Source organism: Sorangium sp. So ce363, assembly GCF_051520435.1.
Classification (GTDB): Bacteria; Myxococcota_A; Polyangia; order Polyangiales; family Polyangiaceae; genus Sorangium; species Sorangium cellulosum_B.
This window is the reverse complement of the sequence record NZ_CP150333.1, coordinates 7193738-7208609: the sequence shown is the minus strand read 5'-3', so window position 1 is coordinate 7208609 and position 14872 is coordinate 7193738. Positions and strand designations below refer to the sequence as shown.

The 14872-nt window shown below is 68.4% G+C and carries 12 protein-coding genes; 4 read left to right on the top strand and 8 right to left on the bottom strand.

Features of this window, described 5'->3' with window-relative positions; translation table 11 throughout:
* Positions 1-8 precede the first annotated feature (8 nt).
* The 6 genes from WMF12_RS27060 to WMF12_RS27035 form a co-directional block, all read right to left on the bottom strand.
* Positions 9-449, bottom strand: coding sequence for a hypothetical protein (locus WMF12_RS27060; RefSeq protein WP_437850111.1), 441 nt, complete (start codon positions 447-449; stop codon positions 9-11).
* Between the two features lie 138 nt (positions 450-587).
* Entirely contained in the window at positions 588-836 is a 249-nt protein-coding gene (locus tag WMF12_RS27055) for a hypothetical protein (protein ID WP_437850109.1), read from the bottom strand.
* Between the two features lie 158 nt (positions 837-994).
* Positions 995-1906 carry a hypothetical protein gene (locus WMF12_RS27050; RefSeq protein ID WP_437850108.1) on the bottom strand — a complete coding sequence of 304 codons (912 nt, stop codon included), beginning with the start codon at positions 1904-1906 and terminating at the stop codon, positions 995-997.
* A gap of 96 nt (positions 1907-2002) precedes the next feature.
* Positions 2003-2953 carry a hypothetical protein gene (locus WMF12_RS27045; protein ID WP_437850107.1) on the bottom strand — a complete coding sequence of 317 codons (951 nt, stop codon included), beginning with the start codon at positions 2951-2953 and terminating at the stop codon, positions 2003-2005.
* Positions 2954-3018: 65 nt separating this feature from the next.
* Positions 3019-4086: a hypothetical protein gene (locus tag WMF12_RS27040; protein WP_437850105.1), complete on the bottom strand. Its 1068-nt coding sequence runs from the start codon at positions 4084-4086 to the stop codon at positions 3019-3021.
* Entirely contained in the window at positions 4083-4796 is a 714-nt protein-coding gene (locus WMF12_RS27035) for a hypothetical protein (protein ID WP_437850104.1), read from the bottom strand. Before WMF12_RS27035 ends, WMF12_RS27040 begins: the two co-directional genes overlap by 4 nt.
* A 496-nt stretch (positions 4797-5292) precedes the next feature.
* On the opposite strand from WMF12_RS27035, the gene WMF12_RS27030 reads away from it, so the two are divergent.
* Complete coding sequence (locus WMF12_RS27030; RefSeq protein WP_437850102.1) at positions 5293-6756, top strand: hypothetical protein; 1464 nt, start codon at positions 5293-5295, stop codon at positions 6754-6756.
* A 795-nt stretch (positions 6757-7551) separates the two neighbouring features.
* Positions 7552-8535, top strand: coding sequence for a serine/threonine-protein kinase (locus WMF12_RS27025; protein WP_437850101.1), 984 nt, complete (start codon positions 7552-7554; stop codon positions 8533-8535).
* Positions 8536-8671: 136 nt separating this feature from the next.
* On the opposite strand, the gene WMF12_RS27020 is transcribed toward WMF12_RS27025, so the two are convergent.
* Together WMF12_RS27020 and WMF12_RS27015 are read right to left on the bottom strand one after the other, a co-directional pair.
* Positions 8672-9664: a serine/threonine-protein kinase gene (locus tag WMF12_RS27020; protein ID WP_437873902.1), complete on the bottom strand. Its 993-nt coding sequence runs from the start codon at positions 9662-9664 to the stop codon at positions 8672-8674.
* 584 nt (positions 9665-10248) lie between these two features.
* Entirely contained in the window at positions 10249-11721 is a 1473-nt protein-coding gene (locus WMF12_RS27015) for a serine/threonine protein kinase (RefSeq protein WP_437850100.1), read from the bottom strand.
* 358 nt (positions 11722-12079) lie between these two features.
* Between WMF12_RS27015 and WMF12_RS27010 the strand changes: the two genes are divergently transcribed.
* Entirely contained in the window at positions 12080-13405 is a 1326-nt protein-coding gene (locus tag WMF12_RS27010) for a flavohemoglobin expression-modulating QEGLA motif protein (RefSeq protein WP_437850099.1), read from the top strand.
* A 134-nt stretch (positions 13406-13539) separates the two neighbouring features.
* Positions 13540-14238 carry a hypothetical protein gene (locus tag WMF12_RS27005; protein WP_437850097.1) on the top strand — a complete coding sequence of 233 codons (699 nt, stop codon included), beginning with the start codon at positions 13540-13542 and terminating at the stop codon, positions 14236-14238.
* The last annotated feature ends 634 nt before the right edge of the window (positions 14239-14872 follow it).

Here is a 14872-nt window from a genome sequence, read left to right as displayed (position 1 = left end):
GCTGCCTGCTACACCCCGTCTGTCGTGCACACCGCGCCAGGCTCGCAGTGGACCACGCAGTCTCCCGAGCCGGGGCACCGCACGTCGCAGTCGCCCCTGCAGACCACATCGCAGTCGCCCGACCCGGTGCAGTCCACGGTCGAGCCATGGCCGACCGTGAGCGTACAGTTGCCCGACCCGGTGCAGGCGATGTCGCAGTCAGGGCCGCAGTCGAAGTCGCAGCTTCCGGAGCCGGCGCACTGGAGACCGCAATCGGCGGTACAGAAGATCGCGCAGTCGCCGGACGAGGGGCAAATGCATTCAGCGCCGTTGCACTCGCACGTCGGGCCCTCGTTGGGATCGCCGATCGTGCAGTCGTCGGGGTCATCGCCGCATGCGGCGATTCCGCCCCAGAGGAGGGCGAGGAGCGATAGAGCGACGACGTGGTGGGTACGAATGTGCTGGCGCATGGATCCTCCGATCGGCGTGGATGAATGCAGGGGCGGAACCGACGACGTCCGCCGAGCTTCGGTGGAGCGGCGCGTTCCTCTCGTCGTGTGGTCATCTGGAGTCTTGGTCCACCCGGGGCCGCGGGCCGCGTTGCACGATCACTCGCGCTGCTCAAGGGTTGGCTCGGGTGCGCTCGCGCCGTTCTCTCCAACGTTGACAACGTACGCGGAGCAGTCTTGCTCGCGAGCTCGCGCCGACATTCGTCCGAGCGAGAGGGTCGCCCAGAAGATCGCGAGCGCGAGCGTGGTAATGGCGATATAGCCAAGATGCGCGCCGATGTAGGCGAGGACGAACGGTACGAGCGCTGCGGCGACCCATACAATTATCTTGAGGCGTGTGCTTGACATGACGTGCCTTCACTTGACAGTTGCGCCAACTGCGCGGCTCGCGGCTTCGAGGATGGGCAGTGGCCGCGTACCCGATTAGGCCAGCGTAGAGGTGCTGGTGCTCTCGATCAGCTCCGGCTGATGAGAGGCTCTCGATCTCAGAGCGCCCGCAGCCGCGGTCAGTCGCACACGACGGGTGGCAGAGCTTCCAGCGGCGCGACACCGTAGTTGTCGAGCAGCGTCGCGTTGCTCGAGGGCACCACCGTTTCACTGCAGAATACGTTTCGTACGAACGCCCCCGCGTTGCCCATGATGCTGACATTGCCCCGGACGAGCGAGAAGCTGATCCCGAAATTGTTGCCTCTCGAGGTGAGATCGCCCGTGATCGTCAGGCCTCGCAGCCGTACCTCCTCGCCTTCCGCCGTGATGCTGCCGTCGATGACCACCGCGCGATCGAGGAAATCCTCGCCGTAGAGGAGCGTGCCCCGCCCGGTGATCGTGATGCTGCCGACGTACGTACCCGGGCGCAGCACGACGACCCGATCGTCCTCGGCCAGGTGGCCCTCGATGTCTGCCAGGGGCACCGACGGATCGAGGAAGATGGCGCCCGATGCCTCGCTGACAGCGTAGCGGATGGGCGTGTTGTCGAAGAAGGCCGCAGCCGAGCCGGAGAACGCGACAGGCGCATCCACGACATCGCCCTCTGCCTGGACTGTATGCGCGATGCTGGCTCCCGAGACATCGAGCTCGATGCCGCCGGGCGCCACGCCCACGACCGCGACGCCGTCCGCTGTGACGTCGCTGTCGCCCGGCGTGGCGGTCACCGTGAGCCCATCGCGCGCGTCCCCGAGCTCGCCGGGAACTCCCGTCGTGTGGGGCGTGTTCACCACCGGGTTGACGATCGCCACGATCGCCGTGGCGCCGGCCGCGACGTCGACATCATCAGGAGTTCCCGTCGCGTCATCACCGCCGCAGCTGACGGAGCCGATGCACGCGAGCGCGAACAGGGCTCGTCGTGCAGAGAGGGCGCGCGACGGGATCGCGCCGCCGAAGCCAGCTTTCTCCTCACATGCGTCGTTTTGTCCAGTCATGGCGAGATGTCCCTCCGGGTGAAGACCTTCACTGCGTGATCGCGCGAACGTGGATCGTCAAGCGGGCCGCGGCGCGGCGCGCTTTCATCATCACTTTCAGCGCCATTTGCCCTTGCCCTTCCACTTGCCCTTTCCCTTGCGGACGACGATGACCCGGCGGCCGTCGTCGTCATCGTCGTCGTGCACCACCACGGTCGGCTTGACGTTGACCTTCACGGCCCACGTGGTGGCCACCAGGATGCCGAGCACGGGCGCGCTCGGGCCGACCACGATCACCGCGCCTGGGTGATAGTTGCAGAGGACCACGTGCGTGTGCCCGCCGTCCTTGAGCACCACCGTGATCTTGGTCGGGTTGACCTTCACCTTCAGCTTGCCCGTGAAGTAGAGCCGATCGGGGCCGGGCGCGAGCACGAGCACGTCCGGGCCCGACGGCGTCTGGATCGCGAGCTTGATCTCGCGCTGGCCGATCGGGACCGGCTTGAGGTCGAGATCCAGCACATACACGCGCACGTCGCCCGTCGCCTTGTCAGCGACGATCTCCACGATGTCGTCCCCGACGGGCTGGAGCACGCCCCCGTTCGGGCCCTTCTTCCCCTCGAGCTTGATCGCCTGGCTCTCCTTTGCGCTCTCCTGGAGCTCCCGGGTTCCGCCGCGCGGCACGTGCAGCGCCCCCTTGAACGGCTCGCCCTTGACCTTGAGCTCGTAGCTGACCTCCGTGAGCTCGTCCTCGAGCGGCGGGATCTTGGCGACCAGGACTCCCCCCGCCTTGGGCTCCGGCACGAGCTCTGCCGTCGCGGGGGCTCCATCCTTGCCAGGCACCTTGACCGTGAGGTTGCCCGACACGCCCTCCTCGATGGGCTTGCCATCGCGGTTCTTGACGAGCGCCGTCACCTTCCCATCCTGGGCTACCGTCATGACGACCGAGCCGGGCTCGTGCTGCTCCGTCAGCGCCCAGTTGTCCTCGATGCTCTCCGCCGTGATCTGCGGCGACTTGCTGCAGGCAGGCGAGGCGAGCGCCATGGAGGCGACCGCGAATGAAAAGAGCACGGATCGGAGACAACGTTGGATTCGCATACAACCCTCTCTGGCAACACCTTGAAGGCTTGATCGCCTCACACCTGCTTGCGCGTCACGGACCAGATGAAGCCGTCGTACCAGAAGTGCAGCAGGGCGACGGTCTGCGTGATCGACCACAGCGCGCGGTCGTCCGCCGGCGCGAGCTCGGCCCAGGCCCCGTAGACGAGGACGCCCCCGAGAAAGACGGCCACCGCGATCGGCTTGCCAGCCCGGAGCGCGTCGAGGCGCAGCCGGCGGCGGAGGCGGCCGCCCTCCGACCACCAGACGAGCGCGAGGTACTGCACGGCGTGGAACAGGTTCATGATGAAGAAGGCCTGTCCCCACGGGTTGAACCCCCACGTGTAGATGGAGCAGAGCCCCGTGCTCACGAACAGCCACACCTTGGGGAACGACACCTGATAACCTCGCCTGTACAGGGAGCGGTAGGCGAGCGCGTAATAGACCAGGAACAAGGTCCCTGCGGCGATGATGGTCCAGCTGATGACGCGGTGGTGGGACTTCATCAGCGCCGGGACGGCGGTGAAGAGGGCGGCGCCTACGTCCTTGAACGCGTCGAAGCTCTCGAAGTGGAGGAGCATCGTCGCGCCGCCCAGAATGGGGCCGGCATAGAGGAGCAGGTTGAGCCCGAGATCCAGCGGGCGGCCGAGCGCCGGCGCGTTCCCTGCGCGCGCGTCGTAGATGCGCCCGAGGCCGAACGTCTGGAGCGCCGAGTGGTAGACGTCCCAGAACACCACGAGGACGGTCACGCACACGACGGCCCACATGGACAGCATCATCGCGGCGAACAGGGCGACCGGCGCCACGAGGAAGCGGAGCCGGTGCCGCCGGAAGATGTCCGCGTTGCCGTGGCTCCGGAGGAGCACCGCGGCGAGGTGGCCATGGATGAGCGTGCCGATGAAGAGCCCCGCCCACGTGACCTTCTCCCCGTGGAGCCTGAACCTCGAGTCGGTGAGCGGCGTTCCGGCGATCAGGGCGCCGACGGCGAGCGCGACGATGGGCGGGAGCAGGAAGAACGCCCAGTCATACCAGCGGCTGACGATGTACGCTTCGCTGCCCGGTAAGGCGAGGAGCGCAGGAGACGCGGGCTCGGCTCTGGCGCTCATGCCGCACGCTCGACCGCCGCGGGCCGCGGCTCCGGAGCTGCCTGCGAGAAGCCGATTGTCCACCCCTGCACGCCGAGATAGTCGACGAGCGAGAGCAGGAAGAGATTCACGCCGAGCATCTCCATCGATTCCTCGACGAAATCGATGAGCCCATAGACGAGGTTGTTGCTCCCGGCCTGTTCGGTCCAGTACCCGAGCGGCAGCTCGAGGACGAGGGCGCCGGTGACATAGATGGCGCCCGAGAGCAAGAACCGGTTCCTGGTGCCGCGCGGGAGATGCGCGAGGAACCTGAGGTACGCGACCGCGAACGCCGCCACCACGACGGCCGCCGGGATCACCCAGCTGAAGTAGAGGACCCCGCCCAGATCGAACCAGGAGCTCGCCGCTTCATGGATCTGCACGACCTCGTCGAACGAGATGTAGAGGAACGCGGCGGCGAGCCCCCACCAGTGCTTCACGAACCGGCCCTCGCGGCGGGCGCCGGTGGCGATCGCCGCGAGGGTGAGAGCGCACGTGAACAGCAGACACGATGTGTACCAGGTGGGTACATTCTGCTCGTAGCTCAGCGAGAGCAGCGGGACGACGCCGCTGCGGCTCCTCAACTTGAGGATCGGCTTGAGCACCTCGACGGCGAGCCCGGCGCTCGCGACGGCCGCCAACAAGGCGAGCAGCGCGACCTGCAGCCTGGCTCTGGCGAGGGTGATCTGCATCGACAAGGAACAGCTACACGAGTGCGTGAGTCGCGGTCAATGTGCCTAGCACCGGTATTGCAGCGCAGGTGCGCCCATGGCGAACGAGCTCAAGCGCGCTCGCACGCCTTCGCGAGGCCATCAACGGCACAACGCCGCTTGCGCAAGAGCGACACCGTTGTTCGTCCTCACGGTAGCCGCTACCCCCGTCGTGCTGACCGCCGTCGTGGCCACGTATCCGGTCGCAAAGCACAACGTCAGGCACGCGGGCGGCAACACAAATCGCAGGCACATGAGCACATATTGCCCCCCCAACCAGGGATTGTCTGAAGGTGCAGTCGCATCGCCGCTCGTCGGCGGCTCAACAATCGGCAGCTCGGCCGCCCGCCGGCGGTGTCGCAGATCGCTTTCGTGAGCCGCAGATGCACGCTCGTGCGACAGCCTATCGCTGGTCTCAGCACGAAAGGGGAGTGTGATGCGTCTTGCGAATTGGCTCGCACCGTCAATACTCGCAGGTGTGCTCGGCCTCGCGTTGCACGCCGGATGCGGCGGTGACGCGGGAACGGGAAGCGGCGGGTCGAACACTGGAGCGGGGCCAGGCACGGGCGGCGGCGGCGCGGGCCTACCGGGCGCAGGAGGCACCGACGGTACGGGCGGCCTCGATGGGAGTGCGGGCAGCGATAGCGGTCCGGGAGGCGGCGTCGCGTGTGCGCCTGCCGGCGCCGCGTGTGACGCAGCGATCGACTGCTGTTCGCTCAACTGCAGCGGCGGTCAGTGCGATCCGGCCGCGGGGTGCGGTCAGATCGACGAAGAGTGCACGGACAACGCCGACTGCTGCTCGAACCTGTGCGACGGCGGCACCTGCACGCAGGGCGGCGGCTGCCTCCAACCGGGCGAGGATTGCTCGGACGGCGGGGGCGAGTGTTGCAGCGGCCTTTGCGAGGACGCGCCTGTGGCCGGCGAGAGGTGGTGTGGTCAGCCGCTCGGTGGCTGCCATGTGGAGGGAGAGGTGTGCTCCAGCAACGCCGACTGCTGCAGTAACCTGTGCGAGGACGGGGGGAACGGCGTGCTCGTGTGCGTGCCGCAGGGGGCGTGCGACCCCGTCGGCGAGGCGTGCAACGGCCCATCGCAGTGCTGTTCGAACGCGTGCATCGAGATCGCGCCCGGGGCCGCGTTCTGCCAGTCCATCGGTGGCTGCAAGCCGATAGGCGAGCTCTGCGCGGACGACGCGCAGTGCTGCACCGAGAACTGCCAGACGGAGCCGAACGGCGTGAAGAAGTGCGGGCAGCCGCCGAACTGCCGTCCGGCCGGTGAGATATGCGACGAGTCGTTCGGGGAGTGCTGCCCCGGCGTGCCGCAGGGCAAGCTGCTCTGCTTTGCGGGCTCGTTCGGCGTGCTCCGCTGCCAGGACCCGTGCTGCGCGCTCGCGGAGGCCGCCTGTGACTCCGACGACGACTGCTGCTCGCGGCGCTGCAATGTCGACGCGGGCCGGTGCGAGAACGGGTTCGCCTGCAAGGTCCACAGCGAGGACTGCGAGGCCGACGCGGATTGCTGCAGCGGCACGTGCTCGTCCGGCAAGTGCGCGGACTGCGCGTGCCGCCCCGAGGGCGAGGCGTGCCGGACGCCCGACGACTGCTGCGGCGGCGTTTGCGCGCCCGATCCGAGCAGCGGCGGCGAGCTGAGGTGCAACCCGAGCAGCGGCGGCGGCGATGGCGGTGGCGGCAGCGATGGAGCTGGCGGCGGCGCCGGCGGCGATGGCGGAGCCGGTGACGGCACGGGCGGCGGAGCCGGCGGCGCTCCGCAGTGCGTGGAGGTCGGGGTCGGGTGTTTCAGCAACGCCGAGTGCTGCTCGGGGCTGTGCAGCGGTGGTGAGATCGCGGCCTGCCTGTCTTCGCCTTGCAAGTCGATCGGCGGGCGTTGCGCGGACTCCGGCGAGTGCTGCTCGGGGATGTCGTGCATCGATGGGGCCTGCTCGCTCTAGTCTCAACTTGGGCACAGCTGCCCGATGTCAGGCAGCTGTGGCCAACTCGAGGCCAGTACTAGTACTACAGCCGCACGTCGCGGAATCTTCGCGGATTTTGATGAACGGGCGGACGATCGTGATGCATGGCTCGTCCGCACACCGGTGAAGCCCAGCTCGTTCGGCGCTCACCGACGTGCGGCTGTAGTACTAGAAGCTACCGCATATCCAAGTGAGGGCGAACTGGGCGCGTTGCACGCACGCCGGCGCGATGTTCTCAGCGCGCTGGCTGCGGCTCGACGGAAGTCGCAGGCGACCCGGTCCGCGATCGAAGAGGCCTCCGGCTTCGAGAGAGCGGTCACCCGCCAACGCGAAAAGCTCATGCTGGCCGAGCATCTGCAGCTGCATCAGATCGCCGAGCGCTGTCCGGTCTGCGACGCCCCCTCCGAGCGGGGACGGGAGACGGCGCGCGCGCTGCAGGCGACCTTGTCGAAGGTGCGTGCGGAAAGCGCTGCAGTCGAGCGCGTGAAGCCTAAACTGATCGAGCATGATCGAGCGCTCGAGCAGGAAATCGGGACATTAAACGTCGACCTCCCCTGCCCGATCGGGAGAAGGGACGGCCTCTTGGGTGGAAGCGAGCGCCGCTTCCCGCTGCCCCAGTATCGCCGCCCGAGGAGCCGTCGATGCCGGACACGGTGCGCTGCGGGGTCGTGCGTGACAGCGTTTGGACGAGCTCAGCGCGGTGTAGACAATGTTACACAGTCGAGTGAACTCGTTGGAGCTGGTGGCCTTTCGCGATCGCTCCTGGTGAACGGGATGGTACCATCCGCCCGCTCGATGGACGACGAGGAGCTCGCGGCGCGGCGTATCGGCACCCAGATCGGGACCTGGACGGTGGAGCGCGTGCTCGGGGGCGGCGGGATGGCGAGCGTCTTCCTCGGCCGGCGTGCGGACGGGCAGGTCGCGGCGGTGAAGGTCCTGCACCCGTCGCTGAGCCAGATCGAGGAGCTCCGGAAGCGCTTCCTGCGCGAGGGCCCGATCGGCAGCGCCCTGGCGGCTGTCGGCCCGCTCTGCGAGGGGCTGCCGCTCGTGCTGGAGTCGGGCGTCGCGGACGACGGCGCCGCTTACCTTGCGATGGAGGTGCTCGAGGGCGAGACGGTCTTCGACCGCATGGCCCGCGTGGGGACGCTCGCGGTGGGCGAGGTGCTGGCGCTCGCCGAGCGGGTCCTCGATGTGCTGGTCGTGGCGCACGCGTACGGCGTCGTTCACCGGGACATCAAGCCTGAGAACCTGCATATCGGGAGCGATGGGCGGGTGAAGGTGCTCGATTTCGGGATCGCCCGCGTGCTCGATCCGCTTCCTTTCGGGATGGGGGAGCTGCCGGAGAAGACGGCCACGAAGACGGGCGTGGCGCTCGGCACGAGCGAGTACATGGCGCCAGAGCAGGCGACGGGGATGGTCCGCGAGATCGACGGCCGGACCGACGTCTTCGGCCTGGGCGCCACGATGTTTCGGCTGCTCTCCGCTCGCGCGATCCACGGCCACGTGGCCGAGGCGCGCCTGCTCATCGCCGCGGCGACGGAGCGGGCGCCGTCGCTCGCGCAGTGCGCGCCGGACGTGCCATCGGAGGTGTGCGACGTCGTGGATCGCGCCCTCGCGTTCCACAAGATCGAGCGTTACCCCGACGCGGCGACGATGCGCGCCGACGTCCGCGCGGTGCGGGCGGGCCGCCTGCCGCCGTACGTCGTGGCCGTCGAGGAAGGGCGGATCCCGGCGGGGGCCCCGCTTCCTCGTCGCTGAGGGATCCCACCTCGTGGAGGGCGCCCTGCGCGGCCGTGGCGCGCGTCAGCGGCGGGGAGACCGAACCGAGGGGGGCTCATGGAGCTGCCGTCGAGCGACGAGCCTGCTCCCTCGATGTGGCCTTTTTGAGTCTCTGTCAGCTGAGCAGGATGGCGATCAAGAGCGCGACGCTGAGCAAGAGCGATACGACGATGGACGCAATGAGCCACGGCCGCATCGCCGGCGAGGTCCACCTGGACGCGAGCGATGTCGCGCTCGTCTGGCGCCCCGGAGCACTGGGCTGCATCGCAACGGTCGGCTCGATCTGCCTCGGCGCGCCCTCCATCGCCGCAATGGCCCCGTCGATGGCCGCGATCACGTTGGTAGCCGTCGGATAGCGTTGGATTGGGTCTCGCTGGACGAGCCGCATCACGAGCGCCTCCACTTCGGGGCGGATACCTGATCCCGGAGCACGCTGGCGGAGCGGGGGCGCATCCTCGAGGAGCCGCTGCCGGAAAGAAGATTGGCCGTCGCTCGCGTCGAACGGGCTTCTCCCGGACAGCATTTCGTACAAAATGATTCCAAGCGCATAAAGATCTGCGCGAGCATCGACGGCATCCATGCCGCGCACGGCCTCCGGCGCGAGATAACTGAGGGTGCCGAGGACCTGGTCGGCAGCGGTGAGGTCCTGGCCTTTGCGCGCGGCCTCGCGGCTCTCGGTGGACAGGAGCTCTACGTTCACCTTGGCGAGGCCGAAATCGATGAGCTTCACCTGATCACGGGCGCCGAGAAGGATGTTCTGCGGCTTCACATCGCGGTGCACGATCCCCTTCGCGTGCACCGCCTCCAGAGCAGACGCGATCTGCCTCGCGATGTGGAGCGCGCGTCGCGCGGGGAGCGGCGCCGAGGCGATCACGTCCTGGAGCGGGGTGCCCTCGACATACTCGAGGACGAGAAAATGCGACCGATCCGCGAGCTGACCGAAGTCGTTTGCCGAGACCACGTTCGGATGCTGGATATGCGCCCCCGCGATCGCCTCGCGCTCGAACCGCGCCACGATCTGGGGGAGGTTCCGGGCGCTCGGCTGGAGGACTTTGATCGCGACCTGCTTGCGGAGGTGCACCTGCTCGCCGCGGTACACGGCTCCCATGCCGCCCTCCCCGATGAGCTCGTGGACGCGGTACCGCTCCGAGATCAAGCTCCCGATCAGCGCTGGCGCGTTGTCGTCTGAGCGCACCAACGTGGGTGCGTCGTCCGACCACGGCCGCGCCGCAGTCTCGATTTCCTCCACCAGCGCCGAGCTTGTGAGCTCAACGACGGAGGCGTCGCGTTGTTTCCCGAGCATCCGCACCGTGACGTCGTCGGTGCTTGAGCGCCCCTTGGGTGGGATTGTCCCTGGCATGCCGGGGAGTGTACACGCACAAAGGTGCTGAGAGCCGAGGAACCGCACCGCCGTCCGAGTGGACATCATGCTCAATCCACCCTCCGCACGGAAAAGCTGTGCAGTTCCGCGATATTCGTGGATCTGGCTCCGTACGCCGACATCAGCCTACAAGGATGTCCACAGTGCATCGAGCCGTAGCTCGCTGGTCGCCGCCCGTATCGCCGGAACCTCCAGCCCCGCCCCGAAGGCGTGATGAAGACATCGGGGGCCAGCGATCGAAGAGTTGGGCGGCGGCGTGCTCTTCGGCATGCCGGGACGGTACAAGACAAGGCCGCCGCCTCACAAAGCGATTACCATTGAAGCTCGGAGGGGTGGTAGGCTTTGAGGCCGTCAATCGGAATGGGCCCGTCGGGGGTGCCGATGCACACTTTGACGCCCTCTTCGTTCGTGCGTACTGGATAGGCATGCTTCAGTTTCGACGTGACGCAAAATGGATATTTGCCGTCTTTGACGAGGAGGCGATATTTGCCATTGGGGGCGGGCCGGCGCGTCGATGAGGGCCCGGTGGTCGAGGATGGGGTCGAGGATGGGGTCGAGGATGGCGTGCTGGTAGCGGAAGACGTGGCCATCGCGCGAGAGCTACCGCTCGCCTTGTCCTCTTGCGATGTCTCATCGTCCGCGCTCTCACGAGTGTCTTCGGCGGAGTCTTGCGAACGAACAACGAAGAAGACAGCGGCGAGGCAAACGGCGACAGCAAACGAGCCAATCACTGCAATCATCAAGAATGGAGAATTCGAGCTCGCTCGTGGGCTGGTTGCAGCAGATTGAGGCGGCGCGGATACGACCATCGGTGCCTGCATCGCTTGGCCGGGAGCAGGAGCAGCCATCGTCGGGCCATCGACGCTGATTGGAGACGACACGTCGGCTCGGATCGACACGGGGGCTGGCGCGTGAGGGGTAGCATCGGCGCCCAGAACTCGCTTGATGTCTTCGCGCATGGCGCGGGCCGTTGGATAGCGGCGCGATAGATCGAAAGCGAGCGCGCGATCGACGATGGCGCAGACCTCTGGGCTGACAGAGGGGGCAACGGTGCGCAGGGCCGGCGCAGGCTGCGTCGCCATTTTGATGAGGAGCTCGCTTTCCATGGAGCCCTCGTGCACATGGCGTTTTGTCAGGATTCGAAACATCGTCGCGCCAACGGCGAAGACGTCGGCCCGCCCATCGATCTGGCCGCCCGTGATTTGTTCGGGCGACATGTAAGGTATAGTCCCGAGCATCGTGCCGGTGCGTGTATGAACATTGGAGCCCCCCTGTTTCATTCGAGCGATCCCGAAGTCGAGGACTTTGACGCCGCCTGAGGAGGTCAAAAATAGATTATCAGGTTTGATATCTCGATGAACGATGCCGAGCCCGTGCGCGACTTCGAGCACTTCGAGCACGGTCGAGACAACGCGGAGCAGCTCGCGCTCCTCGATGCCGCCGGAGCCGCGGGCGCGCTTGCCGAGCGATTCACCATCGAGCAACTCCATCACCAGGAACGGCGAGCCATCTTCGCTCGTATCAATGTCGAGGACATTGACGGCTGCGGGGTGACCGAGCTGGTTTACCGCGAGCGCCTCTTGCTCGAACCTGGCTCGAAGCTCCTTGGAGACCGCGATTTCCGGATGGAGGATTTTGATCGCGCAGCGCCGGCCGATCCTGTGTGTCGCCTCGTAGACCGCAGCCATCCCGCCGACGCCGATAAGCGAATCGATGCGCCATTTGCCCCGGAGGACCGTTCCGATTCGTGCTGTACAGTGTGCTAGCTGGGGATCATCATTCATCGAGGTTCAGGCTCCAATGTATCCCGGATGCGAGGAGCTGAACAACATGCTCGGCGTGGCCACGGGGAGCGCCGGCGCACGCCCTCGCGCTTGCCTCCCCGGCACAGGCCTGCTGGTTGCCGACAACACGTTGCCGGAGGCCTCCGGGGCGCTTCGGCACGCAACCACTGCGCACGGGCGATCTCAGCAGAGCCCGCGGGCGGGATCGCGACGGTTCGCCCCCGCAAAACCGTCCCGCCAGGGCTCGCTGGCACGCGGAGCCAGGCGCGCTCCTGATCCAGCCCCGGATCCGCGCCGGAGCCGCAAACGCCCGCGCCGGCCGCTTCCCACGCCCGGCGGTCCGGGCGAGCATCGCGCCATGAGCATCGACCGCGCCGTGCTGGAGCAGCTCGATCGGGTCGGCGCCCGCCTCTCCGAGGGCAAGGCGCTCCGGCTGCTCGAGGACATCGCCTGGCCTCGCGAAGTCGAGGAGCGCTTCTTCGCCGCCGGCGGGGATCGCCTCCCCGAGGTCGAGCACCGCGTGGATCGCGACGGGCTCGCTCGGCGCATCGCCGAGCTGCGCGAGCTCCTCGGATCGATCGACGGCGACGCGCCCGCGCTCGACTGGCTGCGGGACAACGTCCGCGCGCAGATCCAGGCCGCGGAGCTGCTCGAGGCGGCGGGGACCCGCGAGTTCTCCGAGCGCTCGCGGGCGCTCTACGGCGGCGCGCGCTCGCGGTTCTTCGGCGGCGAGGTCCGCAACATCGACCTCGCCGAGCACCTCACCGCGCGCCTGCGCGTCCACGGCTGGGACGAGGCCAGCGATCCCGACGAGGATCCGCTCGACGCCGGCGCGCTCCGGGAGTTGCTCGCCGCCCGCGTCGCAGCGCGGACGCCGACGCTCGACCTCGAGATCGTGCTCGACCCGCGGATCACGGCCAAGGTGGTGGCGGGCATGAGCCGCGTCCGCATCCGCCCGGAGGCCACGTTCGCGTCCTGGGAGGCCGAGGGGCTGTGGCACCACGAGGTGGAGACGCACGCGCTCACCGCGCACAACGGCGCGGCGCAGCCGCGGTGCGCGTTCCTGCGGTCGGGCGGCCCCCGCACCACGCGCACGCAGGAGGGGCTCGCCATCTTCGCCGAGCTGTACAGCCGCTCGCTCTCCATCGGCCGCCTCACCCGCCTCGCCGAGCGGGTGCGGCTCGTGGACATGGCCGAGCAGGGCGCGAGCTTCCTCGATCTCTACAGGTACCTGCGCGAGCGCGGCGCCGGGCGCCGCGACGCCTATTTCGACGCCCAGCGCGTCTGCCGCGGCGGGCTCGTCGAGGGCGGCGCGCCCTTCACGAAGGACGCCTGTTACCTGGCCGGTCTGCTCGAGGTCTATGCCTTCCTGGCCGCGGTCCTGCGCGGCGGCCTGCGCGACGAGGTGGAGCTGCTCGTCTGCGGCCGGATCGCGCTCGACGACATCGCGGTGCTGGCGGAGCTGCGCGCGGCCGGCGTGCTGGAGCGGCCGCGCTACCTGCCGGGCTGGCTTCGCGCCTGGCAGACGCTGCTGCCCTATTTCGCGTTCACCTCGTTCATGGATGGCATCGATCTCGGCCCGGTGGAGCGGCACTTCCAGGAGCTGCTCCGCGTGGCCGCCGAGGCGCGGCCGGTCGGGGACGGGGAGGGGAGCAAGCGCCGCGGCCGGCCCCGGGAGGGGTGAGGGCGCCGCGATCGCGGGCGCAGGCCGGGCGAGCGGGACGCGACGGATGTCCCTGCGCCACGGTTGAGGTATGCCGCTCGCTGATGGGACGAGTCCATTCCCGTTTCGCGCATCCCTCCGCGCCCCCGGCGCGCATGTCCTCCACTTCTTCCGCGGCCGCGGTGCGCCGCCGCCTCGTCGCGTGGGCGCTCGCCCTTGCCGGCGCGGTGCTCGCGTCGAGCGCGGCCGCGCAGACGCCGCCCCCGCAGCTCGCGCCCTCCGCGCCCCCTGCCGCGCCGGCCGTGGCCGCGCCGGCCGTGGAGGAGCTCCCGCCGCAGGCCATGTGGGAGGCGACGGTCGCTGCGTACGAGGCGAGGATCGAGGCGCTCAAGTACGAGGCGGACGCCATCCACGATTTTGTTGACTCCGAGGACATGCGAGACGCCCGAGGGCGCCAGATCGAGCTGGAGATCGAGGCGACGAAGAGAGAGCTCCGCAACTTCATGGAGCGGACGACCGAGCGGAACAGCACTGTCATGATGGTCTCGGGGATCGTCCTCGCGAGCCTCGGAGCAGCCGCCCTCGTCACCGGCGCCGTGCTGATCACCGCGAACCACGACGAGGCCGTCACGAAGCACCGCGACGGGTACACGGTGGCCGTGGCGACGGCGGCCGGGGGCGTGGCCGCCGTTGGCGCCGGCCTGCCGCTCTACGTGATCGGCAAGAAGCGGGTGCTGCGGAAAGGGCTCGATATGCGCGGGCTGGCCGCTGCGCGCCTCCTCGTCGGTCCGGGCGCCGTCGTCGCGTCGCCTGGAGCGGTCCCCCTTGGCCTGGGGCTGCGCATCGCGTTCTGAGCTGCGGCTCGGCGCCCAGGCGCGCCCGCGCGCTCCTGTGGCTCGTGAGGCGGAGAAGAAGCGGAAGCGGAAGCAAAAGGAGGACACGAACGCTCCGCGAGGACAGCGCGAGATCACCACGCGCACAGCTCTCCTCCACAGACGCAGAAAGTGCTGGGCGATCTCTGGCTCCGGTGCTAGCGTTGTTGTCGACGCGTCGCCCGCGTCAATCATGAACACTCCCTGCTGATACCACCGCTCCGTCACGCGGCCCCGAGGGGTGAGCGCCTGTTGCCCAGGTAGGCACGGCGACCCTCTGCCGCCGCGCGTGAGCAGCCACGACGGCCGCCCGCGGAATCCCCGCGCGGGCGTGGGTCGTGTGCTCGTGGGGACGGAGCGTGGTCCAACTGCGAACGAGTCCGATGCGCTGGAGGTCGTTGACCTCGCGGTCGCAGCCCCTCGCTCGCTGGCCGCTCGCGCGAAGCACCGAGCCGGATGGTTCGTGGCGCGGCGGGCCGACTCGCCATCTCTCCTGACGGCGAGGCGCTGAGGCGCCTTGCCAGGGGGCGTGTGGTGATGCGGACCGCCCTGCCCCGGCGATGCGTGGAGGTGCGTCCATCGCGCGAGAGCGCCAGTCGAGCGGCCTTTGGGCGGC

Coding starts and splice junctions, on each gene's coding strand:
- WMF12_RS27060 (WP_437850111.1), bottom strand. CDS start 449: ATGCGCCAGCACATTCGTACCCACCACGTCGTCGCTCTATCGCTCCTC.
- WMF12_RS27055 (WP_437850109.1), bottom strand. CDS start 836: ATGTCAAGCACACGCCTCAAGATAATTGTATGGGTCGCCGCAGCGCTC.
- WMF12_RS27050 (WP_437850108.1), bottom strand. CDS start 1,906: ATGACTGGACAAAACGACGCATGTGAGGAGAAAGCTGGCTTCGGCGGC.
- WMF12_RS27040 (WP_437850105.1), bottom strand. CDS start 4,086: ATGAGCGCCAGAGCCGAGCCCGCGTCTCCTGCGCTCCTCGCCTTACCG.
- WMF12_RS27035 (WP_437850104.1), bottom strand. CDS start 4,796: ATGCAGATCACCCTCGCCAGAGCCAGGCTGCAGGTCGCGCTGCTCGCC.
- WMF12_RS27025 (WP_437850101.1), top strand. CDS start 7,552: ATGGTACCATCCGCCCGCTCGATGGACGACGAGGAGCTCGCGGCGCGG.
- WMF12_RS27020 (WP_437873902.1), bottom strand. CDS start 9,664: ATGGGAGCCGTGTACCGCGGCGAGCAGGTGCACCTCCGCAAGCAGGTC.
- WMF12_RS27015 (WP_437850100.1), bottom strand. CDS start 11,721: ATGAATGATGATCCCCAGCTAGCACACTGTACAGCACGAATCGGAACG.
- WMF12_RS27010 (WP_437850099.1), top strand. CDS start 12,080: ATGAGCATCGACCGCGCCGTGCTGGAGCAGCTCGATCGGGTCGGCGCC.
- WMF12_RS27005 (WP_437850097.1), top strand. CDS start 13,540: ATGTCCTCCACTTCTTCCGCGGCCGCGGTGCGCCGCCGCCTCGTCGCG.